General features: G+C 75.0%; 16 protein-coding genes and 2 pseudogenes. 10 read left to right on the forward strand and 8 right to left on the reverse strand.

The genetic code is table 11. The features are described from left to right. Nucleotides 1–46: 46 nt before the first annotated feature. The 3 genes from C8E97_RS19830 to C8E97_RS19840 form a co-directional block, all read right to left on the reverse strand. A complete protein-coding gene (locus C8E97_RS19830) occupies nucleotides 47–1,135 on the reverse strand; it encodes an NsdA family TPR-like regulatory protein (RefSeq protein ID WP_484336682.1) in 1,089 nt (362 codons plus the stop codon). 296 nt (nucleotides 1,136–1,431) lie between these two features. Then, nucleotides 1,432–2,301 carry a hypothetical protein gene (locus C8E97_RS19835; protein WP_121007061.1) on the reverse strand — a complete coding sequence of 290 codons (870 nt, stop codon included), beginning with the start codon at nucleotides 2,299–2,301 and terminating at the stop codon, nucleotides 1,432–1,434. Then, nucleotides 2,298–3,140, reverse strand: coding sequence for a hypothetical protein (locus tag C8E97_RS19840; RefSeq protein ID WP_121007062.1), 843 nt, complete (start codon nucleotides 3,138–3,140; stop codon nucleotides 2,298–2,300). The genes C8E97_RS19835 and C8E97_RS19840 overlap by 4 nt, the downstream gene beginning before the upstream one ends. A gap of 210 nt (nucleotides 3,141–3,350) precedes the next feature. Here C8E97_RS19840 and C8E97_RS19845 point away from each other — a divergent pair, with 210 nt between their 5' ends. Beyond that, the gene (locus tag C8E97_RS19845; protein ID WP_121007063.1) at nucleotides 3,351–6,503 is read left to right on the forward strand and encodes an ATP-binding protein; all 3,153 of its coding nucleotides are present in this window, start codon (nucleotides 3,351–3,353) and stop codon (nucleotides 6,501–6,503) included. Between the two features lie 278 nt (nucleotides 6,504–6,781). Next, nucleotides 6,782–7,945 (forward strand): serine hydrolase domain-containing protein, encoded by a 1,164-nt coding sequence (locus tag C8E97_RS19850; RefSeq protein WP_121007064.1) that lies wholly within the window; start codon nucleotides 6,782–6,784, stop codon nucleotides 7,943–7,945. A gap of 297 nt (nucleotides 7,946–8,242) precedes the next feature. Here the strand turns inward: C8E97_RS19850 and C8E97_RS19855 are convergent, their stop codons facing one another. Further along, nucleotides 8,243–8,677, reverse strand: a complete 435-nt coding sequence (locus C8E97_RS19855) for a hypothetical protein (protein WP_121007065.1) — start codon at nucleotides 8,675–8,677, stop codon at nucleotides 8,243–8,245. Between the two features lie 214 nt (nucleotides 8,678–8,891). On the opposite strand from C8E97_RS19855, the gene C8E97_RS19860 reads away from it, so the two are divergent. From C8E97_RS19860 to C8E97_RS19880, 5 genes and pseudogenes are all read left to right on the forward strand, one after another. After that, nucleotides 8,892–10,193, forward strand: coding sequence for a sensor histidine kinase (locus tag C8E97_RS19860; RefSeq protein WP_121007066.1), 1,302 nt, complete (start codon nucleotides 8,892–8,894; stop codon nucleotides 10,191–10,193). Further along, the gene (locus C8E97_RS19865) at nucleotides 10,178–10,825 is read left to right on the forward strand and encodes a response regulator transcription factor (protein ID WP_121007067.1); all 648 of its coding nucleotides are present in this window, start codon (nucleotides 10,178–10,180) and stop codon (nucleotides 10,823–10,825) included. The genes C8E97_RS19860 and C8E97_RS19865 overlap by 16 nt, the downstream gene beginning before the upstream one ends. Nucleotides 10,826–11,009: 184 nt before the next feature. Continuing rightward, nucleotides 11,010–11,288, forward strand: a pseudogene (locus tag C8E97_RS36840) (endonuclease toxin domain-containing protein); the annotation flags it as partial. Between the two features lie 71 nt (nucleotides 11,289–11,359). Next, a complete protein-coding gene (locus C8E97_RS19875; protein ID WP_121007069.1) occupies nucleotides 11,360–11,785 on the forward strand; it encodes a hypothetical protein in 426 nt (141 codons plus the stop codon). A gap of 4 nt (nucleotides 11,786–11,789) precedes the next feature. Then, entirely contained in the window at nucleotides 11,790–12,101 is a 312-nt protein-coding gene (locus C8E97_RS19880; RefSeq protein ID WP_121007070.1) for a hypothetical protein, read from the forward strand. Between the two features lie 275 nt (nucleotides 12,102–12,376). Here C8E97_RS19880 and C8E97_RS19885 read toward each other — a convergent pair whose 3' ends face one another. From C8E97_RS19885 to C8E97_RS19895, 3 genes are all read right to left on the reverse strand, one after another. Next, nucleotides 12,377–13,597, reverse strand: coding sequence for a glycosyltransferase (locus C8E97_RS19885; RefSeq protein ID WP_121007071.1), 1,221 nt, complete (start codon nucleotides 13,595–13,597; stop codon nucleotides 12,377–12,379). A gap of 191 nt (nucleotides 13,598–13,788) precedes the next feature. Beyond that, nucleotides 13,789–14,190, reverse strand: a complete 402-nt coding sequence (locus tag C8E97_RS19890; RefSeq protein ID WP_121007072.1) for a fibronectin type III domain-containing protein — start codon at nucleotides 14,188–14,190, stop codon at nucleotides 13,789–13,791. Between the two features lie 151 nt (nucleotides 14,191–14,341). After that, the gene (locus C8E97_RS19895) at nucleotides 14,342–14,893 is read right to left on the reverse strand and encodes a helix-turn-helix domain-containing protein (RefSeq protein ID WP_211347086.1); all 552 of its coding nucleotides are present in this window, start codon (nucleotides 14,891–14,893) and stop codon (nucleotides 14,342–14,344) included. Between the two features lie 260 nt (nucleotides 14,894–15,153). Here C8E97_RS19895 and C8E97_RS36845 point away from each other — a divergent pair. Then, nucleotides 15,154–15,231, forward strand: a pseudogene (locus C8E97_RS36845) (hypothetical protein); the annotation flags it as partial. Between the two features lie 341 nt (nucleotides 15,232–15,572). After that, nucleotides 15,573–17,933 carry an SEFIR domain-containing protein gene (locus C8E97_RS19905; RefSeq protein WP_170211920.1) on the forward strand — a complete coding sequence of 787 codons (2,361 nt, stop codon included), beginning with the start codon at nucleotides 15,573–15,575 and terminating at the stop codon, nucleotides 17,931–17,933. A gap of 88 nt (nucleotides 17,934–18,021) precedes the next feature. Here the strand turns inward: C8E97_RS19905 and C8E97_RS19910 are convergent, their stop codons facing one another. After that, nucleotides 18,022–18,720, reverse strand: coding sequence for a toll/interleukin-1 receptor domain-containing protein (locus C8E97_RS19910; RefSeq protein ID WP_121007074.1), 699 nt, complete (start codon nucleotides 18,718–18,720; stop codon nucleotides 18,022–18,024). A gap of 33 nt (nucleotides 18,721–18,753) precedes the next feature. Between C8E97_RS19910 and C8E97_RS19915 the strand changes: the two genes are divergently transcribed. Continuing rightward, nucleotides 18,754–20,862, forward strand: a complete 2,109-nt coding sequence (locus C8E97_RS19915; protein WP_121007075.1) for a P-loop NTPase family protein — start codon at nucleotides 18,754–18,756, stop codon at nucleotides 20,860–20,862. The last annotated feature ends 65 nt before the right edge of the window (nucleotides 20,863–20,927 follow it).

Genomic DNA, 20,927 nt, shown 5'->3' on the forward strand with positions numbered 1-20,927 from the left:
CTCGTGCCGCACGTTGCCCGCAGGCCCTGCCGATCGGGCGGACGGGTCAGCACCGCGAGCCGACGAAGTCCGACACGACCGCCGCGAGTTCGCGGTTGCCGCGCCGGTGCGCGAGCCGCCCGAGCGGCCGGATGCGGTCCGACACCCGCTCCGAGTGGACCGCCGCACCGGCCTCGACGGCGGCTCGGGCGACCCGCACCGCCTCGTCGTCGTCACCGCCGAGCAGGTTCGCGGTGGACAGCGCGATGAGGCTGAACACCCGGCTGCGCCCCATGTCCGCGCCGTAGCGCTCGGTGGCCGCGTGCAGCGCGGCGACGGCGGTGGGCGCGTGGCGCGCGTCGCAGGACTGGGCGAGTTCGGTGTGCACCACGCCGGTCATGGCCACGAAGTCGACGAGGTCGAAGAACTTCGACCACGCCGCCGGCGGTTCGCCGTCGGCGCGGTCGAGGTGGTCGAACGCCTCGCTCAGCCGCGCCTGCGCGGCCGCCTCCCGTCCCGCCTTGGCGTGCGCCCACGCCTGGTTGGTCCGCAGCAGCGCCGTGGTGTGCGACGACCGGCCCCGGCCGACCGCGAAGAGACCGGCTTCGAACTGGTCCGCCGCGCGCCGGGGCTCCTCGTCGTGCAGGTGCACCCGGCCGAGGCGGTAGCGGATGTTGGCCACCAGGTCGTCCGCGCCCGCCTCCCGCGCGAGTTCCAGGGCACGCGCCCAGTGCCGCCGCATCCAGGCGCGCTCGCCGGTGTCGAAGCACGTCCACGCCGCGACGTTGTGCAGGTCCGCCACCGCGATCACCAGTCGCCGGCGCACGTCGGCCGCCGCGTGGCAGTCGAGCAGCCCCTCCGCCCACGCGGCGGCGTCCCGCAGCTCGTCGCGGCACGCGCCGCCGCCGCGCGGGTAGTCGACCGACCGGTACCGCGCCGTCAGCTCCTCCAGCCGGACGACGTCGGCCATCCCCACCCGTCGCGGCACCGGCAGGTAGGGCTTCCGGTTCTCCCGTTCCCGCATCCTCCGCACCTCCGCGCTCCCGTCCACGAGCCACCCGCGGCGGCTCCGCCTCCCGAACGGGTACCCGTCGGCGTCTCGGGTGGCACGGGGCGACCCACGGCCATCCGGGTGCACTCCGACGCGCGCGGTCACCCGGACAGCCCCGCGCCGACGTGACGTCGCGTGCGCCCGAATCCCTTGGCCGGAACCGAAAGGCCCGCATCACGCGCGCTCGCCGACCGCACCGGGAGACCCCGCCACGCGATCACCGCCGGGGTCCCGGAGCGGGGGTGCCCACCGCGCGGCGAAGGGGTCCCGGTGCGCGGGGACGAACTCGGTGGAGGACCTGGCCGGCCTGTTCCCACCGGGCTGCCGGAAAAGCGGGCCGGACCGCCCGCCCCGGCGCGCCGGGCGGTGAACCCCTCAGCGCGGTGGGAGGACCGCGTGCGTCATCCGGGCAGGAACTGGATGCGCACGGAGTCGTCGTAGGGGACGACGACCGTCCTGCTCGCGTCGGACCACCGCTCGGGGACGAGGAACAGCCGGCCGCCCGCCTCGGTCAGCAGGCGCAGTCCCTGGCACCGCACGCGGAACCGCTGCCCCTCCGCCGCCGGCAGCGGGAACTGGTGGACGCCCCCGACGCCCTCGGGCAGGTAGAGCTGCTGCTCCAGGTCCAGCACCACGAGCGGTCGGGTGGGCAGCTCGGCGGCCAGTTCGGCGGCCCGCCCGCGCCCGTACGCCGCCGCGAAGTTGTTCGTCGCCCAGAACAGGCCCAGCACGGCGATCGCCCCGAGCGCGGCCGCCGGCAGCGCGTCGCCGGGACGCCGTCGCCGGTCGCGCGGCCGGGCGCGCCAGGTCGAGATGCCGTAGGCCGCCAGCGGCAGGCCCGCGGCCAGGGACAGCGCGGTCACGCCGGGGAACTCGTCCCGCGACACGCTCACGACCAGGATGCCGACCACCGCCCGCGCGAACAGGGCCGCGCCGAGGAGCACCAGGGCCGCGCCGACCACCTTCGCCCACCGCGACCCCGGCCGCCGCCGCAGCGCCCGCACGCCGCGGTGGGCGACGAGCCCCAGGACGAGGAGTACGAGCAGACCGGCCACCGGCGCGAACACGACCTCCGTGCCGAGCAGCAGCAGTTCGGTGGTCGACAGGTCGAGCGCGTTCAGGTCGACGCCGAAGTGCTCGTACCGCACCAGCGTCGAGACGTAGCCGAAGTAGCACAGCAGCGCGGCCACGAGCGTGGTCGGCGCGGCGATCGCGGCGAACGACTGCGCCCGGTCCAGGAGCGACCCGGACGCGTCGGGCTGCGCCGTCATGGGGTGGTCGACGGGGTGGTGCGACCCGGCGGGGTGGTCCCCGTCCGCCCGGTGCCGGGTGGTGGCGACCCGGTCCGGGTGGTCCCGGCGCCGGTGGACGCCGCGGGCGACCGCGTCGTGGGGCAGACCAGGCGGCCGTCCGGGTCCGGCACGCCGTCGGCCTGCCGGCACGGGAGCGCGACCGCCGTCAGGGTCGCCACCTGCGGCGCCCACGTGACGACCACCGGCCGCTCCGGCGACGGCGACGCGGCGGCGACGCGCGGGTCGTCGCAGGGCCGCCCGGCCGCCGACGTGCACCTGCCGCGGAAGCCGAACACCACCTCGGCCGACGCCCGGCCGCCGGTCGGCCGGGACGCCTCGACGGCGACCCGGCACCGCTGCTCCGACGTGCCGCGCACCGGCCGGAAGGTGAAGCCGTGGCAGTCGCCCTCGCTCGCGCCGCAGTTCCGCCCCTCGGGCAGCAGCGTGAACAGGCGCGGGTTCGACACCGACACGTCCACCGTGACGGGCACCGCCGAGTCCGCGGTGACCGAGAACGTCTTGCAGCCGACCTCCTTCGGCTCGTCCTCGAACAGCTCGAACTCCAACGGCCACGGCGTCGTGTCCGTCCGGCCGTCCAGCCGCGCGCCGCCCACGGTGATCACGGCGCCGCCGTCCGCCGTCCGGGTGGGCCGGGAGGTGTCGGTCGGCTCCGCGCCCAGCGTGCCCAGCGCGGTGCCGGTGACCGGGGCGCCCCCGGTCGTCGGCGCACCGCCGTCCGGGCGTGGCGCCGCGTCGCACCCGACCAGCAGCGCCAGCACGCCCGCTCCCACGCCGACCACGCGCCGCACCGGGACCATCGCCGATCACCTCCGCCGCGAGCACCTCCTGTCCCGAAATTAGCCCGCCACCCCGGAAGCGTTACGGCTCGTCACCCTAAAGTGGGACGGGTGGGTGCTTCCCGTGAGCAGCGGTCATCCCCGACCGCACCACGGTGATCGCGCTGTCGGGCCGGGTGCGTAACGTTCCCACCGTGGCGCGGTGGACGACTGGTGGTGCGTGAAGGTCCGATGGGTGTGCGGGTGGAAGTGCTGGGGCCGGTGCGGGTCCTCGGCAGCGGTGGCGAACCGGTCGGGATCGCGGGCACGCGGCTCCGCATGGTGCTGGGCAGGCTCGCGCTCGCCGCGGGCAGGGCGGTGTCGCCCGACGCGCTGATCGAGGACATCTGGGGCGAGGAGCCGCCGGCCGCGGGTCCGAACGCCCTGCACGCCCTGGTGCACCGGTTGCGGCGGGCGTTGCCGGACGCCGGTGTGGTGGAGTCGGCCCCCGTCGGCTACCGGCTCGTCCTGCCGCCGGACGCCGTGGACGCGCACCGGTTCGAGGCGCTGGCCGCGCGGGGCAGGCGCGAGCTGGCCGCGGGCGAACCCGCGCGCGCGGCGGCGACGCTCGGCGACGCGCTCGCGCTGTGGCGCGGCGACGCGTTCGCGGACGTGCGCGCGGCCCCGTACACCGCGCCGGCGGGCGTGCGGCTGGCGGAGCTGCGGGCGGCGGCCCGCGAGGACTGGTTCGACGCGTGCCTGCGGCTGGGGCGGCACGCCGAGGTGCTGCCCGACCTGGAGGCGGCGTGCGCGGCCGACCCGTTGCGGGAGCGCCTGGCCGCGTCGCGGATGCGGGCGCTGTGCGCGGCGGGGCGGCAGTCCGACGCGCTCGCCGCGTACGAGGAGGTCCGGCTCGCGCTCGCCGACCGGCTCGGCGTCGACCCGTCCGCCGAGCTGCGGCAGGTCCACCTGGAGGTGCTGCGCGGCGGCCCGGCCCGGCCGGTGGCCCGGACCGGGCCCGCGCCCGGACGGCTGCCCGCGCGGTTGACGTCGTTCGTCGGCCGCGCCGACGAGCTGGCGCTGCTGGCCGCGCTGCTGGAGACCTCCCGGCTGGTCACCGTGGTGGGTCCGGGCGGCGTGGGCAAGACCCGGCTGGCCGTGGAGGCGGCGTCCCGGCACCCGGCGCACCGCGCCGGCCGGCTGTGGCTCGTGCCGCTGGCGGGCGTCGAGGGTCCGGCGGGGGTCGCCGACGCGATCCTCGGCGCGCTCGGCACGGGACCCCACCAGTCCGCGGGCGGACCCGTCGAACCGCTGGACCGCGTGGCCGAGCTCGTCGGCGGTGACGACGCCGTGCTCGTCCTGGACAACTGCGAGCACGTCGTCGCCGAGGTCGCGCGGGTCGCCCGGCGGCTGCTGGAGGAGCGGCCGGGGCTGACCGTCCTGGCCACCAGCCGGGAACCGCTGGAGGTCGTGGGCGAGGCGCTGTGCCGCCTCGGCCCGCTCGACCTCCCGCCCGAGGGCGCGGACCCGGCCACCGCCGCCCGCTCGGCCGCGGTGCGGCTGTTCCTCGCCCGCGCGACCGCCGTGCGGCCCGGATTCGCGCTCGACGGGTCCACCGCGGACCCGGTCGTGGCCGTGGTGCGCCGCCTGGACGGGCTGCCGCTCGCGCTGGAGCTGGCGGCGGCGCGGCTGCGCTCGATGGACGTCGGCGCGATCGCCCGTCGGCTGGACGACCGGTTCCGGCTGCTGTCCACGGGCAACCGGGCGGCGCAGCCCCGGCAGCGCACGCTGCGCGCGGTGGTCGAGTGGAGCTGGGACCTGCTGACCGACCGGGAGCGGGTGCTGGCGCGGCGGTTCGCGGTCTTCCCCGCCACCACCGACGTCGACGCGGTCGAGGCGGTCTGCGCGGACGGGCCGGCGACCACCGGCGACGTCGTCTACGTGCTCGGCTCGCTGGTCGACAAGTCGCTCGTGGAGCAGAGCGGTGACGGCTACCGGATGCTGGAGAGCATCCGCGCCTTCGCGGCCGAGGAGCTGGTGCGCGCGGGCGAGCGCGAGGCGGTGCGGGACCGGTTCACGGGCCACTTCGCCGCGCTGGCCGCCGAGCACGAGGCGCTGGTGCGCTCGCCGGCCCAGCCGTCGTCGCTGGTGCTGCTCGCGGCCGAGTACGACAACCTGGTGGCCGCGCTGCGGTGGGCGCTCGACGCCGGGGACGCGCCGGCGGTGGTGCGCCTGCTCGGCGTCCTGCACTGGTACTGGTACGCGGTGCGCTACGACGCGCGCACCGAGTCGTTCATCGCGGAGGCGCTCACCCTCGGCGACGAGCTGCCCCCGGCGGCGAGGGCCGCGTTCACCGCGCTCGACGCGTTGATCGGCGGCAGCGCGTCGACCACCGGTCCCGACCGCGTGCGCGCGCTGCTCGCCGAGTGCTCGGAGACCGGCGCCCTGGAGCGGTACCCGGTGCTGGTGGCGGCGACGCTGCCCATCGCGCACCGGATGGGGTTGGACGACCTCGTCGCGGAGACGGTGCGCGGGGTGCGTGGCCGGTCGGACGGCTGGGCCCACGCGTGCGTGTCGCTGCTGGAGGCGGGCATGGCCGCGGACCGCGCCGACTGGGCGGCGTCGACCGCCGCGACCGAGCGGGCGGCCCGCGAGTTCGCCGCCACCGGCGACCGGCTGTGGACGGCGGTGGCGCTGGCGGTCCTGGCGGGCATCCGCTCCGTGCGGGGCGAGCACGACCGGGCGATCGCCGACCTGGAGCGCTGCCTCGGGCTGGCCGCCGGTTCCGGCGCGCAGGACGAGGTGTCCTACCTGGTGGCGTTGGCCACCGTGCGGATGCGGGCGGACGACCTGGACGGCGCGCGGCGCGACCTCGACGCGGCCGACCACCTGACGCGGTCGGGCGGGCGGCGGTACGCGGAGGTCGACGTGCTGCGGGGCCGGGCCGAGTTCCACCGCCGCACCGGCGACCTCGCGGCGGCGGAGCGTGCGCTGGACCGGATGGCGGAGTTGGCGCGCCAGCTGCGGCTCCCGATCCCGCAGGGCTGGCCCGCACCCGCCCGGATGGCGCTCAGCCTGACCGCGGGCGACGCCGCGCGGGCCCGTGCGCTGCTGCCCGCCGCGATCACCGCGTCCTTCGACGACGGCGACCCGGCGTCGGCGGCGCAGCACCTGGCCCGGCTGCTGCACCTCGAGGCCGACCCGGCCGGCGCGGCGACCGCGCTCGGCCTGAGCCGGGCCGTCCGCGGTGCGTTCGACGACGGCGACCCGGAACTGCGCGACCTGGTCGCCGAACTCGTCCGGCGGCTCGGCGGGCCGGGGTACGACGCGGCGTACCAGGCCGGCGCACGACTGACCCGAGCCGACGCGCTGGCCCGCCTCGACGCCCTGCGCACCCCGGCCTGACCCGCCCACCCCGGCACCCCGCGCCCCGGCCTGACCGCCCGCCCGACACCCCGCGTCCTACGCAGCGCCCCGGCCTGACGCCCTCGCTCCCCCGGACATCCGCGCTCCCCCGCTGACGCCCCCCGGCACCCCCGCAACCGGCCTTACACCCGCGCCCGGCCGTGTAAGCGCCCTATAAGACCGCTGTCATCGCAGGTCGGCACCGTGGAGTCACACAAGACAACGGGAACCGGCCGGCCCCAGTGGATCGGGTCGGTTCCGAGGGGGAAGGAATCCACATGGCAGAGTTCCAGAGTCCGGGACGCCCGAAGGTGCGCGCCGCCATCGACTCGGTGGTGCCCGAGCTGGGCGTACCCAGCATCATGGTCCAGATCCGGGACGAGGACGGGACCTGGTTCGGTTCCGCCGGGGTGGCCGACACCGTCACGGGAGCGCCGCGCGTGCCGGGCGAGCACCTGCACTCCGGCAGCATCTCCAAGGCGTTCACCGCCGCCACGCTGCTGCAACTGGAGGCCGAGGGCCGCCTGAGCATCGACGACACCGTGGACCGGTGGCTGCCGGGCGCGATGGCGGAGAACGGCTACGACGGCACCCAGGTCACCATCCGGCACCTGCTGTCCAACACCAGCGGCCTGTTCGCCACGGGCATGGCGCTGGAGTTCCAGCGTCGCTACCTGACCCGCTCCGCGTTCGACGAGCACCGCTTCGACGTGTACCAGCCCGCCGACGTGCTGGCGATCGCGCTGTCGGAGCCCCCGGTCGGGCGGCCCGGCGAGACGTTCTGGTACTCCAACGGCGGGTTCGCCTTCGCCGCGGCGATCATCGAGGAGGTCACCGGCAACAGCCTGGAGTCCGAGGTGCACCGGACCGTGGTGCGACCGCTGGGGTTGAAGCACACGTTCATGCGCCACCGGGAGGAGACGGGGTACCACGGGCGGCACCCCCGCTCCTACTCGAAGCTGTACTTGAAGGAGGGCACGCGCGTCGAGGACGTCACGCCGGAGACGTGGACGACCCTGATGGAGGACCCGAGCCTGCCGCCCATGGACACCACCGACGTGAACACGTCGGGCGGCTGGGGAGCGGCCAACGTCGTGGCGACGCCGGACGAGCTGATCACGTTCTACACCGCGATGGTCACCGGCGGCCTGCTGCCCGCCGACCAGCACCGCGCCATGTGGGACACGGTGGACACCGCGGGCACGTACTGGTTGGCCAACGCCCGCTACGGCCTCGGGGTGTACCAGTTGACGCTGTCCGACGGCCAGGTCCTGCGCGGTGGCGGCGGTGCGAGTTACGGCACGTACACCTTCACGATGGGCACGCCCGACGGCAAGCGCATGATGCTCGTCCACACGAACAACGACTGGGCGGCGTTCCCGGCGATCGACCGGATCATCGAGGCCGAGTTCGGGGCGGGGGGCCTCCGGCTCGAAATGTGACCCCGAGCGGTGGTCGAGCCGGTCGCGCCCGGCTCGACCACCGGCGGGACCTCGCCGCCGACCACCGCGCCACCTCTCGTGGCTGCTGATCAAGGAGCTGTGCCCGCCGGGTCCGCATCGAGAGCGGGACGTGCTGGTCGGCTTCACGACCAAGCCGGCGAGGCCACAAGCCGCCCTGATCCGGCCGGCCCGACGACACCGCAACGTCCTGTTCGCCATGCTCCGCACCGAAGCCCACTACTTGCACCCCAAGACCGCTCCCCCGGCCACGACCTGCCCCGGAGTCCACCGGAGACTTCAGCGCGTCCTGGGAAACGCGGCACGCAGTTCGGAGCGGTTGACGATGAACGCGGCCGGGAACAGCGCGAGCGCTCCCGCGACCTGCGCCACGACGAACCACAGCGGAAGCGCACCGGGGATGCTGTCCAGAGCGATGACCGCGATCGGCACGACAACAGAGATGACGCGCACGCGCTGATAGGCCCATCGCGCGCCCTTGGAGGCCAACGCGGTCAGCCAGTAGGTCACCGCGGCACTCGCGAACATCCCACCTGCCCGACCCCAGGCGAACGAGCTGACCGCATGACCCGCGACCGACAGCCCGACGACCGCGACGAGCACCACGACGCTGAATGCGCCGTAGACCGCGACGGACTTCTTCACCAGGTCGAAGGCCCGCCGGGTCCGCGGGTCGTCGAGCCGGACGGGCGCGGTGTGGCTGGTGGTGTCCATGTCTGTTGTGTCGCCTTCTTCCCTTGTGCGTCCAATGCGGTGTCGACGTTAGGGAGCACCGGGCCGCGCCGGTATGGGCCTGGGCGCAGGACCGGGTGGGTCTGGACCCACCAAGGCCCCGATCCGGCCGGAATCGGGCTTCGCCTCGTGCACAGTGGAGCCACTGCACCGGTGCGCGGGACCGCGGTCGGACCATCGAGTAAGAAGGAGGGCCATGAGGCAGCCGGGATCGTGGGTGACGAGCGTCCGCGTGGGGTTCGCGCGGGCCTGTGTCGTGCTGGTCGTCGTCATGCTGGTCCCCGCCGTGTGGGCCGCGGCCGTGACGCTCTGGCTCTGGTGGGGTGGGAACCCGTGGTCGTGGGTGGCGCCGTTCTTGTGGGCGGGCCTGGGCACGTTCGCGCTGAGCCGTCCGGTCTGCCGGATCGTGCGCTCGCTCGTCGCGAGGTGGACCGGCACCGCCATACCCGCCGGGTACCGGGAGCCCGGACCGGTGATCCAGCTGTCGACCGGGTACTGGTGGAACGGGCACTCCTACGAGCGCACCGCTCGGGACGCGCACCGCGACCAGCGGTGGCGCACCCGGTGGCACGACCCCGCCACCTGGCGCGACCTGAGGTTCACAGCGATCGCGCCGCTCACAGCGGGCGTGCTCGCGGCCGTCCCGCCGGCCGGCCTGGCGGTGGCGGTCCTCGGGTTCGGCGGGCCGGCGTTCGGCGGGCTCGCGTTCGGCGGGCTCGCGTTCGGGCAAGGCGGGTCCGCCGCCGTGCTGGTCGGCGTGCTCGGCCTGGTCGTGGCCGTCGCCGCCGCACCGCACGCCTGGCGGCCCCTCGAACCGGTGGCCGCCCGCTTCCTGCGCCCGTCGCCGGCGATGGCGCTGGCCGACCGGGTGGACGAGCTGACCGCCCAGCGCGCGGACGTCACCGTCGCGCAGGCCGCCGAGATCCGGCGCATCGAACGCGACCTGCACGACGGGGCGCAGGCGCGCCTGGTCGCGCTCGGGCTGTCGCTCGCGACCGCGGAGAAGCTGATGGACGCCCATCCCGACCGGGCGAAGGCGTTGCTGCGGGAGGCGCGTGCCGGCGCCGCCACCTCGCTGACCGAGCTGCGCGACCTCGTGCGGGGCATCAGCCCGCCGGTGCTCACCGAGCGGGGCCTCGTCGACGCCCTGCGCGCCCTCGCCCTGGACAGCCCGCTCGACACCAGCGTCCACGCCGACCTCCGGACGCGCCTGGAACCGCCGATCGAGGCCGCCGTGTACTTCGCCGTCGCCGAACTGCTGACCAACGCCGTCAAGCACGCCGACGCCGACCGGGCGCGGATCTCCCTCACCCGGCACGACGCCGGGCTGGTGGTCGAGGTCGAGGACGACGGCCGGGGCGGTGCCCGCGTGCGCGCCGGCGGCGGGCTGGCGGGGCTGCGCCGACGCCTCGCGGTCTTCGACGGCACGTGCGGGATCACCAGCCCGCCGGGCGGCCCGACCCGCGTGACGATGGTGGTGCCGTGCGCGTCGTGGTAGCCGAGGACCTGTACCTCCTGCGTGACGGCATGGTCCGCCTCATCGAGGCGTACGGCCACGAGGTGGTGGCGACGGCGACCACCGGGACCGGGACGCTGGACGCGCTGCGGACGTGGCGGCCGGACGTGTCCGTCGTGGACGTCCGGATGCCGCCGACCCAGTCGGACGAGGGCCTGCGGGCGGTGCTGGCGGCCAGGCGCGAGCTGCCCGGACTGCCGGTCCTGATCCTGTCCCAGCACGTCGAGCAGCTGTACGCCCGCGAACTGCTGGCCGACGGGGCCGGCGGCATCGGGTACTTCCTCAAGGAGAGCGTGTTCGACGCCGACCAGTTCATCGACGCGCTGGAACGCGTCGCCGGCGGCGGGACGGCCCTGGACCCGGCCGTCATCGCCAAGCTGCTGTCCCGCGGGTCGTCGAGCCGCCGGCTCGACCGGCTCACCGAACGCGAGCGCGCCGTGCTGGGCCTCATGGCCGAAGGGCTGTCCAACCAGGCCGTCGCCCAGCGGCTGTTCCTCAGCGAGAGCGCCATCAGCAAGCACACCACGTCGATCTTCGGCAAGCTCGGCATCACCGACGACGACAACACCAACCGCCGCGTCCTGGCCGTGTTGACGTACCTGAACAACCCCTGACCACCTCACCACCATCCACTGTGGACAGGGCTGTTCCGGGCGGAGGTCCCTGCCCCGGCGAGTCGTGCGGCCCTCGGCGACCGCACGACTCGCCCCCGACCGACGGCTCAGTCCAGCGGGCGGTGGAAGACCTGCACCCGCGGGCGCGGGTCGCCCGCCCGTTGCGCCACGACGTAGAGCCGCCTTGCGTCGTCGGTCACGCCACCCCGCGATTGGCGACCAGGTCCCCCTCCAGGTCATCGACAAGTGGAAGGACGGCATCGCGACCAGCATCAAGAGCATCGACACCACCGCGAAGAGCTACCAGTCGGCGTCCGGCCTGCGGAGCACGCTGAAGGGCTACGTCGACGAGGTCGCGGCGTTCAAGGGCGACACCTGGGCCGGCGCGAGCGTGCCGGGCCACGAGATCAAGGGTCGCGCCCTGGAAGTCGCGGTGCCGGCTGGCAGGGTCTCCACCGAGCAGTGGAACGCGATCAACGACGTCATCAAGTACGGCCAGTCGAACAACGTCACGGTTTCGGTGGTTGAGATCAAATGGCCCGGACGACACACGTCTACCGCCGCGGCAAGTCCATCTTCGTGGTCACCATGTCGAAGACCGTGGACGGCCTGTGGATCACCGACGAGCCGTGCTCCAGGCTCCCGGCCGACGTCGCGCCGGCGGAGTTGGGCGCGGTGGTCGCGAAGTCGCTCGGCGAATCCCGGCAGGGCGTGCCGCACCCGTCGTTCAAGGACGACTCGCACCTGCGCCCGTTGCCGGCGGTCTCCGGGCTGAAGTCGTGGTCGACCTTCGTGAAGGGCGCCGAACTCGCGGTCGTGCGGACCGAGGGTGACACGGTGCTCGTGGAGCGCCACGCCAACCAGGGACGCGGCTTCGCACCGGGCGACGCCGACCCCGTGACGTCGAGCACCGAGGACCCGGACGGCCTCGGCGGCGCGGTCTTCCGACAGCTGGGCTGACGCGGTGGGCTACGACCTGCACATCACCCGGGTCGACCACTGGACCGACGCGGACCGGGCGCCGATATCGCGTGGTGAGTGGGAGTCGTTCGCCCGGCAACGGCTCGCCGAGGGCGGCGAGGTCACCTTCGGCGAGACCGGGACGGAATCGGTGTTCGGGTTCGACTGCGGCACCGGGGACGTGGTCTCGCTGCACTGGTGGCGGGACCAGGTGACGGTCACGGGTATCACCGAGGTCCGCTCGGTCGCCGCGCTGCGGTGGATCAGTGAGGCTCTCGCCGCCCGGCTCATCGGCGACGACGGCGAAGCGTACTGACCGCTCCGGAAGCGGTCCGGTGGGGCGTCGAACGCGGTTCGACGCCCCACCACCCGCATCACCGACAAGCGGGCGAGCCGCGGACGAGCCGGACGACGACGGGGTGCCGGTCCACCCCGGCCGTGAGCGCGCAGCCCCACAAGCCGGTCCCGGCCGCCCGGCGCGCCGCCGGTCCTACCGCCGACCGCCCTACCACCGCACATCGACGGCGACCGCCATACGTCCTACTGCCGCGCGCCGACCGCCACACGTCCCACCGACGTACGCTGCCGGCCCTACCGCCGCCCGCCGACCGCGTCGAACAGCAGTTCCGCGGCCTCCGCCGCTCCGTCCACGCGGATCTCGCCGGCCAGTGCCCGCGCCCGCGCCCGGACCTCGGGACCCAAAGCCGTGCCGAGCACCGCGGACAGCGAGTCGGGGGTCGGCGCCAGGTCGTGGTGGGCCGCGCCGATGCCCAGCTCGGCCACCCGCCCGGCCCAGTACGGCTGGTCGGCGATCCGCGGTACCACGACCTGCGGCGCGCCGGCGCGGGCCGCGGTCGTCGTGGTGCCCGCGCCGCCGTGGTGCACGACGGCGGCCACCCGGCGGAACAGCGCCTGCTGGTTGACCTCGCCGACGACGAAGCAGTCGTCGGCGTCGTCGATCGCGGTGAGGCCCGCCCAGCCGCCGGCGAGGACCACGCGGCGGCCGTGCGCGCGGCTCACCTCGATGGCGGTCCGGGCGATGCCCTCCGGCGCGTACGCGGCCATGCTGCCGAAGCCCACGTACACGGGCGGTTCGCCGGCGTCCAGGAACTCGTCCAGGCCCTCCGGGAGGGGGCGGTCGTCGGGCAGCGTCCACGCCCCGGTCCGCACGAGGTCGAGGTTGGTCATGCCCTCCGACGGGCACAGCGCCGGGTCCGCGGCCAACCACGGCCGGTCGGTGAAGACGTGGTCGCGGACGTTGGCCACCGGCGGCAGGCCGATCGCCGCCCGGTGGCTGTTCAACGCCTCGCCGTACAGGGCGTTCACCCGCTGGGCGTCCTGCTCCCACAGCACTTCGAGATCGGTCTCGCCGTCCGGGGACGGCGTGCCCGGCCGCACCCCTGGTGCGAAGTGCCGCGAGGGCAGCCCGAAGATGTGGAAGCACGCGAACACGTAGCGGATGCCCAGCCGCTCGGCCACGTCCCGCGCGCCCACCGGCAGGAGCCCGGTCGCGAGCAGCGCGTCGCACCCCTCGGCCGCCGAGGTGAGGACGTCGAACCGGGCGGCGACCAGCTCGGCCGCGAGCCGGAACGCGTCCTCCGCCGTGGGCGGCTTCTCCCCCGCGACCACCGAGCGCACGCTCGGGCCGAGCGGCACCAGCGGCACCCCGACGCGGGCCGTCAGCGCCGCGAAGTCCTCGTCCGGCGGCGCGCACACCACCACCTGCGCGCCGAGGTCCCGCAGCGCCACCGCCAAACCCGCCAACGGCTCGACGTCCCCGCGCGACCCCCACGTCGTCAACAGCACACGCACTTCGCGACTCCCCATTTTTCGCACGCACCGGCTTTCGGCCGGCGAATTGTGCGGCAGGAACCGGGCCTTGCCGCAAGACCCCCTGTGCGCTATAAGTTGAAGGGGGCGAGAGAGTCGTTCTTTTTCCTTCGGCTGAGCGCTGCCCGCGCCGCTCGGGGCCGGCCCGGTTCTGGGCCTGACGGTCTGGTGGTTCAGGGCGTGGTGGAGAGCCAGGCCCCCTGACTCTGCTGCGACTGGTTGCCCGCCTGGTCCCAGGCCGTGACCGTGAAGAAGTAATAGGTGTTCGGGGACAGGCTCACGACGGTCAGCACGTTCGGCGCGCCGGTCGGGATGCCACCGCTCGGCGTCCCGTTCCGGTAGGCGAGGTAGCCGACCACGCCGACGTTGTCGGTGGCCGGGGCGACCTCGAAGGTGATGCTGGTCGAGGTGGCGGACACCGGCGCCGGTCGGCCGGGCGCGGTCGGCGGCTGGGTGTCGGCGGCCGCGACGGCGGAGACCGCGGCGGAGGAGGGCGCGGCGACGAGCAGCGCCGCCGCGCAGAGCGAGGCGACGATGGCGGCCGGGCCGGGTCTCGGCGCGATGAGTGCCCGCATGGGTGCCGAGGTTAGCGGTGTCGGCGGCATTCCGGAGTCCTGGAATATCTCGTGCTCACCAGGCGGGACGGCGGGACGCGTGTTCCCGGATGGGACGCGTGGCCCGGTGACGCGCTCGTCCCGGTGAAATGCGCGTCCCGGTGACGCGCGCTCAGCTCTCCGCCGGCGCGGCGATGACCACGACGAGTTCCGCGGGCTTCGCCCCGACCGACCGGAACCGGTGCGGGATGCCGCCGCGGAAGTAGACCGAGTCGCCGGCCACCAGGTGGGCGGTGCGATCGGGGAAGCTGACCTCGACCTGACCGGCCCGCACCACCACGAACTCGTCGCCCGCGTGCTCGCGGAACACGCAGCGCGCGAGCGTCGTGGGCGGGTAGATCACGAACGGCAACATCTGCTTGCCCGCGATGCGCCCGGCGAGGCTCAGGTACCGCGAACCCTCGGCGGGCGCGTCGGCGGACTCGGGCGTGTGCTCGTCCGCGTGGATCACCTCGATGTCGGTGGTGTCCGCGGAGTCGCCGAACAGCTTGCCGACGTCGACCTGGAGCGCCGCGGCCAGCTTCATCGCCACCGCGATCGACGGGGTGTTCCGCCCCCGTTCGACCTTCGACAGGTACGACTTCGTCATGCCGGCCCGCTCGGCGAGCGCGTCTAGCGTCCACCCGCGCTCTTGGCGCAGCACCCGCACCTTGCCGACACCCACCGCCGCTGTCCTCCTCCGCCGGCCGCACACCGCGGCACCACGCTACCTGCCCGTTCGCCGGCGGACCGGCCGCGCCCGGCCGACCCGCCAGGACACTTGTGGACTATAGGACACTTTGTGTCATACGGTGGGACGGCTCACGGAAGGAGCCGCGCCATGACCGACACCGCGCACGCCACGTCCGAGCACGAGCACATGCGCCACTCGCAGCGGGACATGCGACGCCTGATCACGCCTGGATCTACCGCGCGCGCCCGGACGTGCGGTGCACCATCCATACGCACCCGCTGCACGTGGTGGCGCTGTCGATGCTCGAAGTGCCCCTGCGGGTGTCCCAAATGGACATCGCGCCCCTCTACGACGACTGCGTTCCTCGCCGACCGGCCCGGCGTGCCGGTCGGCGACGAGGAGGGTCGCATCATCTCCACCGCGTTGGGCGACGAGCGCGCCATGTTGCGAGCCGACCTCGGCGCCCTGCCGGGGCACCAGGCGGCGCACGACTGACCGCGGTGTCCCTGCGCGGCAACACCTTCCCGCACAGGGCGCAAGCGGCGCGCCCGCGCCACCGCACCGCGCAACCGACCGAACCGAGGTGTCCTCACCGCAGTTCTCGGGGCGGTGGAAGGACTTTTCCCGGTACCGCCGCGCCGCGTCGGGATCGGGACTAAGGTTCGCCGGCGTGCCGTCCACACCGCGCCCGAGGGTGTTCGTCTCGTACGCGAACGACTCCGACGAGCACACCGACGCCGTCCACCGGTTCGCCGCCCGACTGCGCGGCGAGCTAGGCGTCGACGTCCGCTTCGACCTCTGGGAGCGCGATCGGCGGCGGGACTGGCAGGAGTGGGCCGTCCGCCAGATCGAGGAGGGCGACTTCGTCCTCGCGATCGCCTCGCCGCGCTACAAGCGGCTCGCCAGGCCGGACTCCGCGTCTCTCTACGACGCCGCGTCCCGCGAAGAGGCCGTGTCCCGCGACGACGCCGCGTTCCAGCTCGTGATGCTCCGCGAGCACCTGGCCGTCGACCGGCCCCGCTGGCTGCCGAAGATCCTCCCCGTCATCCTGCCCGGCTACTCGGCCGACGACCTGCCCGCGTTCCTCCAGCCGTACACCGCGACCCGCTACGTCATCCCCGCCCAGCTGGACGAGCTGCTGCGCGTGCTGACCGGGCAGCCGCGCGACCCCCTGCCCGGACTGGGGCCGTCGGTCGACCCGGCGACCCTGGAGCGGCCCGGCCTGTTCCGCGCGACACCGATCGGCGCGGACCTCAGCCGCGTGCTGGTCGACGCGTCGGAGCGGTTGGCGGGCGCGGTCAGCCGCCTGTGGAAGGGCGAAGCGGACCGGCTGGGCCTCACCGACCCCCGTCCGCTGGCCACGCCCTGGCGGGTGGGCGGCGAGGACGTCGACCGGTTCGGGGAGTTCTACCGCCGCCGCGTCCCGACCGGTCGCCTGCTCGTGCTCGGCGGACCGGGCTCGGGCAAGAGCGTGTCGGCGATCCGGCTGGTGTCCGGGCTGCTGGCCGGGTGGACGCGCGGCGACCCGGTGCCGGTCCTGGTGCCGGTCACCGACTGGCACCCCGGCGAGCTGCACGCGTTCGACTGGCTGGCCCGCCGGCTCGCCCGCGACCACCGGCTGGGCCGCACCGTGCGCTGGGTCGACGGCAGGCGCACCACGCTCGCGTCCGCGCTGCTGGAGGTCGGGCTGGTGCTGCCCGTGCTGGACGGCCTGGAGACGATCGCCGACGACCTGCGCGCCGACGCGATCGAGGCGCTCAACCGGCTGGGCTCGTGGGTCCCGCTCGTCGTCACCTGCGGTTCGGCGCAGTACCGGGCGCTGGAGGCGGCCGGCGTCGGGCTCACCCGCGTCACGCGGGCCGAACTGCGGCCCCTCGCGCACGCCGACGTCGAGGACTACCTCACCGAGACGCTGCCGCACGGCGTCGACCGGCTCGCGCCGCTGTTCGCCAGGCTGCGGGACGAACCCCGGCTGACACCGCTCACGGTGTGGCTGATCCGCGCGGTGCACCGGCGGTCCGACCGCGACCCGGCGGCGCTGGGCGACCGGGAGCGGTTCCCCGACCTCGACGCGCACCTGCTCGCCGACCTGCTGCCCGCGGTCTACCCGGACCACCCCGAGCCCGGCGCGCGGTCGTCGTCCACCCGCCGACGCCACCCGACCGTCCGGCGCTGGCTGGCGCTGCTGGTCGACCACCTGGAGGCGACCGGCTCGGCGGACATCGCGTGGTGGCGGCTCGACCGGGTCCTCCCGTGGGTCGCGCCCGGCTGCCGCGTGCTCGGCGGGGCGAGCCTGGGTCTCGGCCTGACCGTCGAGGCGGGTCCGGTGGCCGGGCTGGTGGCCGCCGCCGCGGTCGGCGCGCTGGCGGGCAGTCGCCGCTACCTCCGCCGGGCCGGCGTGCGGGACCTGGAGACACCGCACGCCCTGCACTTCACCGCGGCCCGCGTGCGCTCGGACGTGGCGGTGCTGTTCCGGCTGCTGCTGAACGGCGTGCTGGTCATCGCGGGGTTGTCCGCCCTGCTGGTGGCCGCGTTGGGCCTGGCGGGCGACCCTCCGGTCACCGTCCGGTCGGTCCTCGTGCTGTCGGCGCTGACCGCGGGTGGCGGCTTCCTGGTGTGGCGGTTCGGCCGCGCCTTCTGGCGCATGACGCGCGCCGACGACCGGCAGGGCATGGTGGGGTTGGCCGACCTGGACCGCCCGACGAGCCCCGGCGCGACGGTGCGCGCCGACCGGGCGGTGCTGCTGCTCGGCACCGGGACGATGCTGGGCCTGGCGGCCGTGTTCGCCGTCGTCGGCGTGCGGTACGCCGTGTGGATGTGCCTCGGCTACGCCGCCGCGTGGGCGATGTTCAGCGCGTACACGAGGTTCACGGTGGCACGGCTGGTGCTGGCGTCACGAGGCCAGCTGGCGTGGCGGCTCATGGCCTTCCTGGACGAGGCCCGCGACCGCGGCGTGCTCCGCCAGTACGGTGCCGTGCACCAGTTCCGCCACCAGGCCCTGCAAAAGCGGTTGACCGACCGGCGGGTGTGACGCGGGGTGAGCGCCGATGGGCCACGAGCGCGGTCCTGTCACCAGGTGCCGGGCGGCAGGCGCACCATCCGCCCGGCCACCGGTCCGGTCACCAGGTCCGGGGCGGCAGGTCGGGTGGCGGGCCCACCGGCGGCGCGATGTGCTTGGGCTTGCGGTGGATCACGCGCAGCAGGTCCTCCGCGCCGGACTCGGTGAACCCGGTGACCTGGTAGCGGTCGCAGGAGTGGGGTTGCAGCAGCAGCGGGACCTCGTCCGCGTGGCGGCCGGGCAGCACGACCGGCAGGATCTTCGGCAGCCAGGTGTCGCGGTCGCCGTGCAGCAGTTCGCGCAGCAGCGCCGCCTCGGCCTGCGAGCCCCGGTAGCGCGTGGCGGGCGTGCGCCCGTCGAACACGTCGCGGTACGGGCCGGACGCGATCGCCAGCACGTGGTCGGCCCGCAGGATCTCGGCGACTATCCAGGGATACCAGTCCTTCCTGGCGACCGTCGTCCACCGGTCGAGGACGGCGGTCACGCCGTGCGCCCGGAGGAACCGCGCGAACTCCAGCACCTGCCGCTTGTGCTCGTCCGTGCCGTGGACGTAGGAGACGAAGACCGTGGGGGACAGCGCCGGTGCTCCTTCCGGGATTCCCTGAAGGTTCCCAGCGTAGCCCGCCGCGCCGCCCGGCGTCCGCGACGCGGACCTCGGGCCGGAAACCGTTGCGGGGCCGCAGGATTGCGGTTCCGTCGGTGGTGACGGGTGCGGCGTCCGGGTGCGAGGCCCCGACCGGGGCGGGATCTCTGGTTCCATGAGGGACCGGGGACCGGTGCGGGAGGAGGCGCGGTGACCACGTGGAACTCGGCGGCAGGCGAGACGATCGCGGCACTGGTGCAGGCGGGTGTCGTCACCGGTGGCGTGCACCTGCACGACGGTCCCGCGCACCGGCCGGTGCCGCACAACCTGCCGCCGACGACGCACCGGTTCACCGGCCGCGCCGAGGAGTCCGCCGAGCTGACGCGCCTGGCACGCGCGCGGGACGGCGGCCGGACGTGCGTCGTGGACGGCCCGCCCGGCATCGGCAAGACCGCCTTCGCGCTGCGCTGGGGCGACTCGGCGCGCGACCTGTTCCCGGACGGCCAGGTCTACGTCGACCTGCGCGGGTTCGACCAGCGCCGCCCGCCGGTCACCCCGGAGGACGCGGTCCGGCTGGCGCTCGACGCCCTCCACGTGCCGACGCGGTCCGTCCCGGCGGACCCGGACGGCCGGCTCGTGCTGTTCCGCAGCCTCGTGGACGGCCGCAGGCTGCTGTTCGTCGTCGACAACGCCCGCGACAGCGACCAGGTCCGCCCGCTGCTGCCGCGCTCACCCGGCGCCTTCACCGTCGTGACGTCCCGGCATCGGCTGGACGGGCTGCACCTGCACCACGGCGCCGAGCGCGTCGTGCTGCGCCCGTTGAGCGACGAGGACGCCGTGCTGCTGCTGCGCCGCCACCTGGGCGGCGAGCGGGTGGCCGCGGAGCGCCCGGCCGTCGAGCGGGCGGTCGCCGCGTGCGCGGGCCACCCCTTGGCGTTGAGCGTGATCGCCGCGCGCGCCGCCCTCGACGCCGCGCACCCGCTCAGCGCGGTCGTGGCCGAGCTGGAGGACCGGCACGCGGCGCTGGACGCGTTGCGGATGACCGACGCCGTCGATTTCCGCGCGGTGCTCGCCCTGTCCTACGACCACCTGCCGGCGGAACCGGCGGCCGCGTTCCGGGCGCTGGCGCTGCACCCCGGCACGAGCATCGGCGTGTCGGCCGCCGCCGCGATGACGGGTTCCGACGTGCCGGGCGCGCGTCGGGTGCTCGCCGAACTCGACCGACGCCACCTCCTGGAACCGGTCTCCCCCACCGGCTTCGGGTTCCACCACCTCACGCACGCGTACGCCGGGGAGCGGGCGCACCTGTCCGACACACCGGCCCACCGGTCCGCGACCGTGCGCGCCCTGCTCAACCACCTGCTCCACGCCGCGAACCGCGCGGACCGGCTGATCAACGACCACCGCCGCCCGGTGGACCTCGAACCGTGCGCGCGGCCGGACCTGCTGGTCGACCCCGCCGACCGCGCGGAGGCCATCGCGTGGTTCGCGGCCGAGTACGACAACGTGCTCGCCGCCGCCTGCGCCGCCGCGGCGGACGACCTCCACCCGTACACCTGGCAGCTGCCGTGGGTGCTCTCGAACTTCGCCTACCTGACCGCGCGCTGGCAGGACTGGATCGACACCCACGTGCGCGCCGTGGCCGCGACGCGCCGACTCGGCGAGCGGGCGGTCGAGGCGCGGCTGCTCCAGTCCCTGGCCCGCGCGGAGAGCGAGAGCGGCGCGCACGCCGACGCCGTCGGGCACTACCGGGCGGCGCTGGACCTCCTGGCCGGGTCGGACGACGTCGGGGGACGCGCGAACGCGTTGAACGGCCTCGGCGGCGTCCTGCTGCGCGGCGGCGCGCACGCGCGGGCCTCGGAGGCGGCGCGCCAGGCGCTCGACCTCTACGCGGCGCTGGGTGACGAGACCGGTGTCGCTAGCACGCACGGCCTCCTCGGCCGGGTGAGCCTCGCCGCCGGGCGACCGGCGGACGCGGCACGCCACCACGGGCTGGCCCGCGACTGGTACGAGCGGTCCGGCAACCTGTACGGCCTCGCGCACACGGCCGACTGCCTGGCCGGGCTGGACCTCGCGGCCGGTGATCGCGCACGCGCGGCGCGCCACCTGCGCACGGCGGTCGAGCTGCACCACCGGGTCGGCGACCTGCGCCACGCGACCGCGTCGTGCCGGAAACTGCGGGCGCTGCTGCTGTCGGGGCCCCTGCCGGCGGCCGTGGCGCACCGCCTGGACCGGGCCGTCGCCCTGCTGGAGGACCGCGCGCCGACCACCCTCGCGGACCTGCTCGCGCTGATCGCCGTGCCGGGCGGGGAGGAGTGAGCCGCCTGCCGAGCGGGTGCCGGGATCGCGTGCCCGGCGGCGGATCGACCCTCGTGGGCAGGCCC

Origin of the sequence: Saccharothrix australiensis (genome assembly GCF_003634935.1) — a bacterium.
Classification (GTDB): Bacteria; Actinomycetota; Actinomycetes; order Mycobacteriales; family Pseudonocardiaceae; genus Actinosynnema; species Actinosynnema australiense.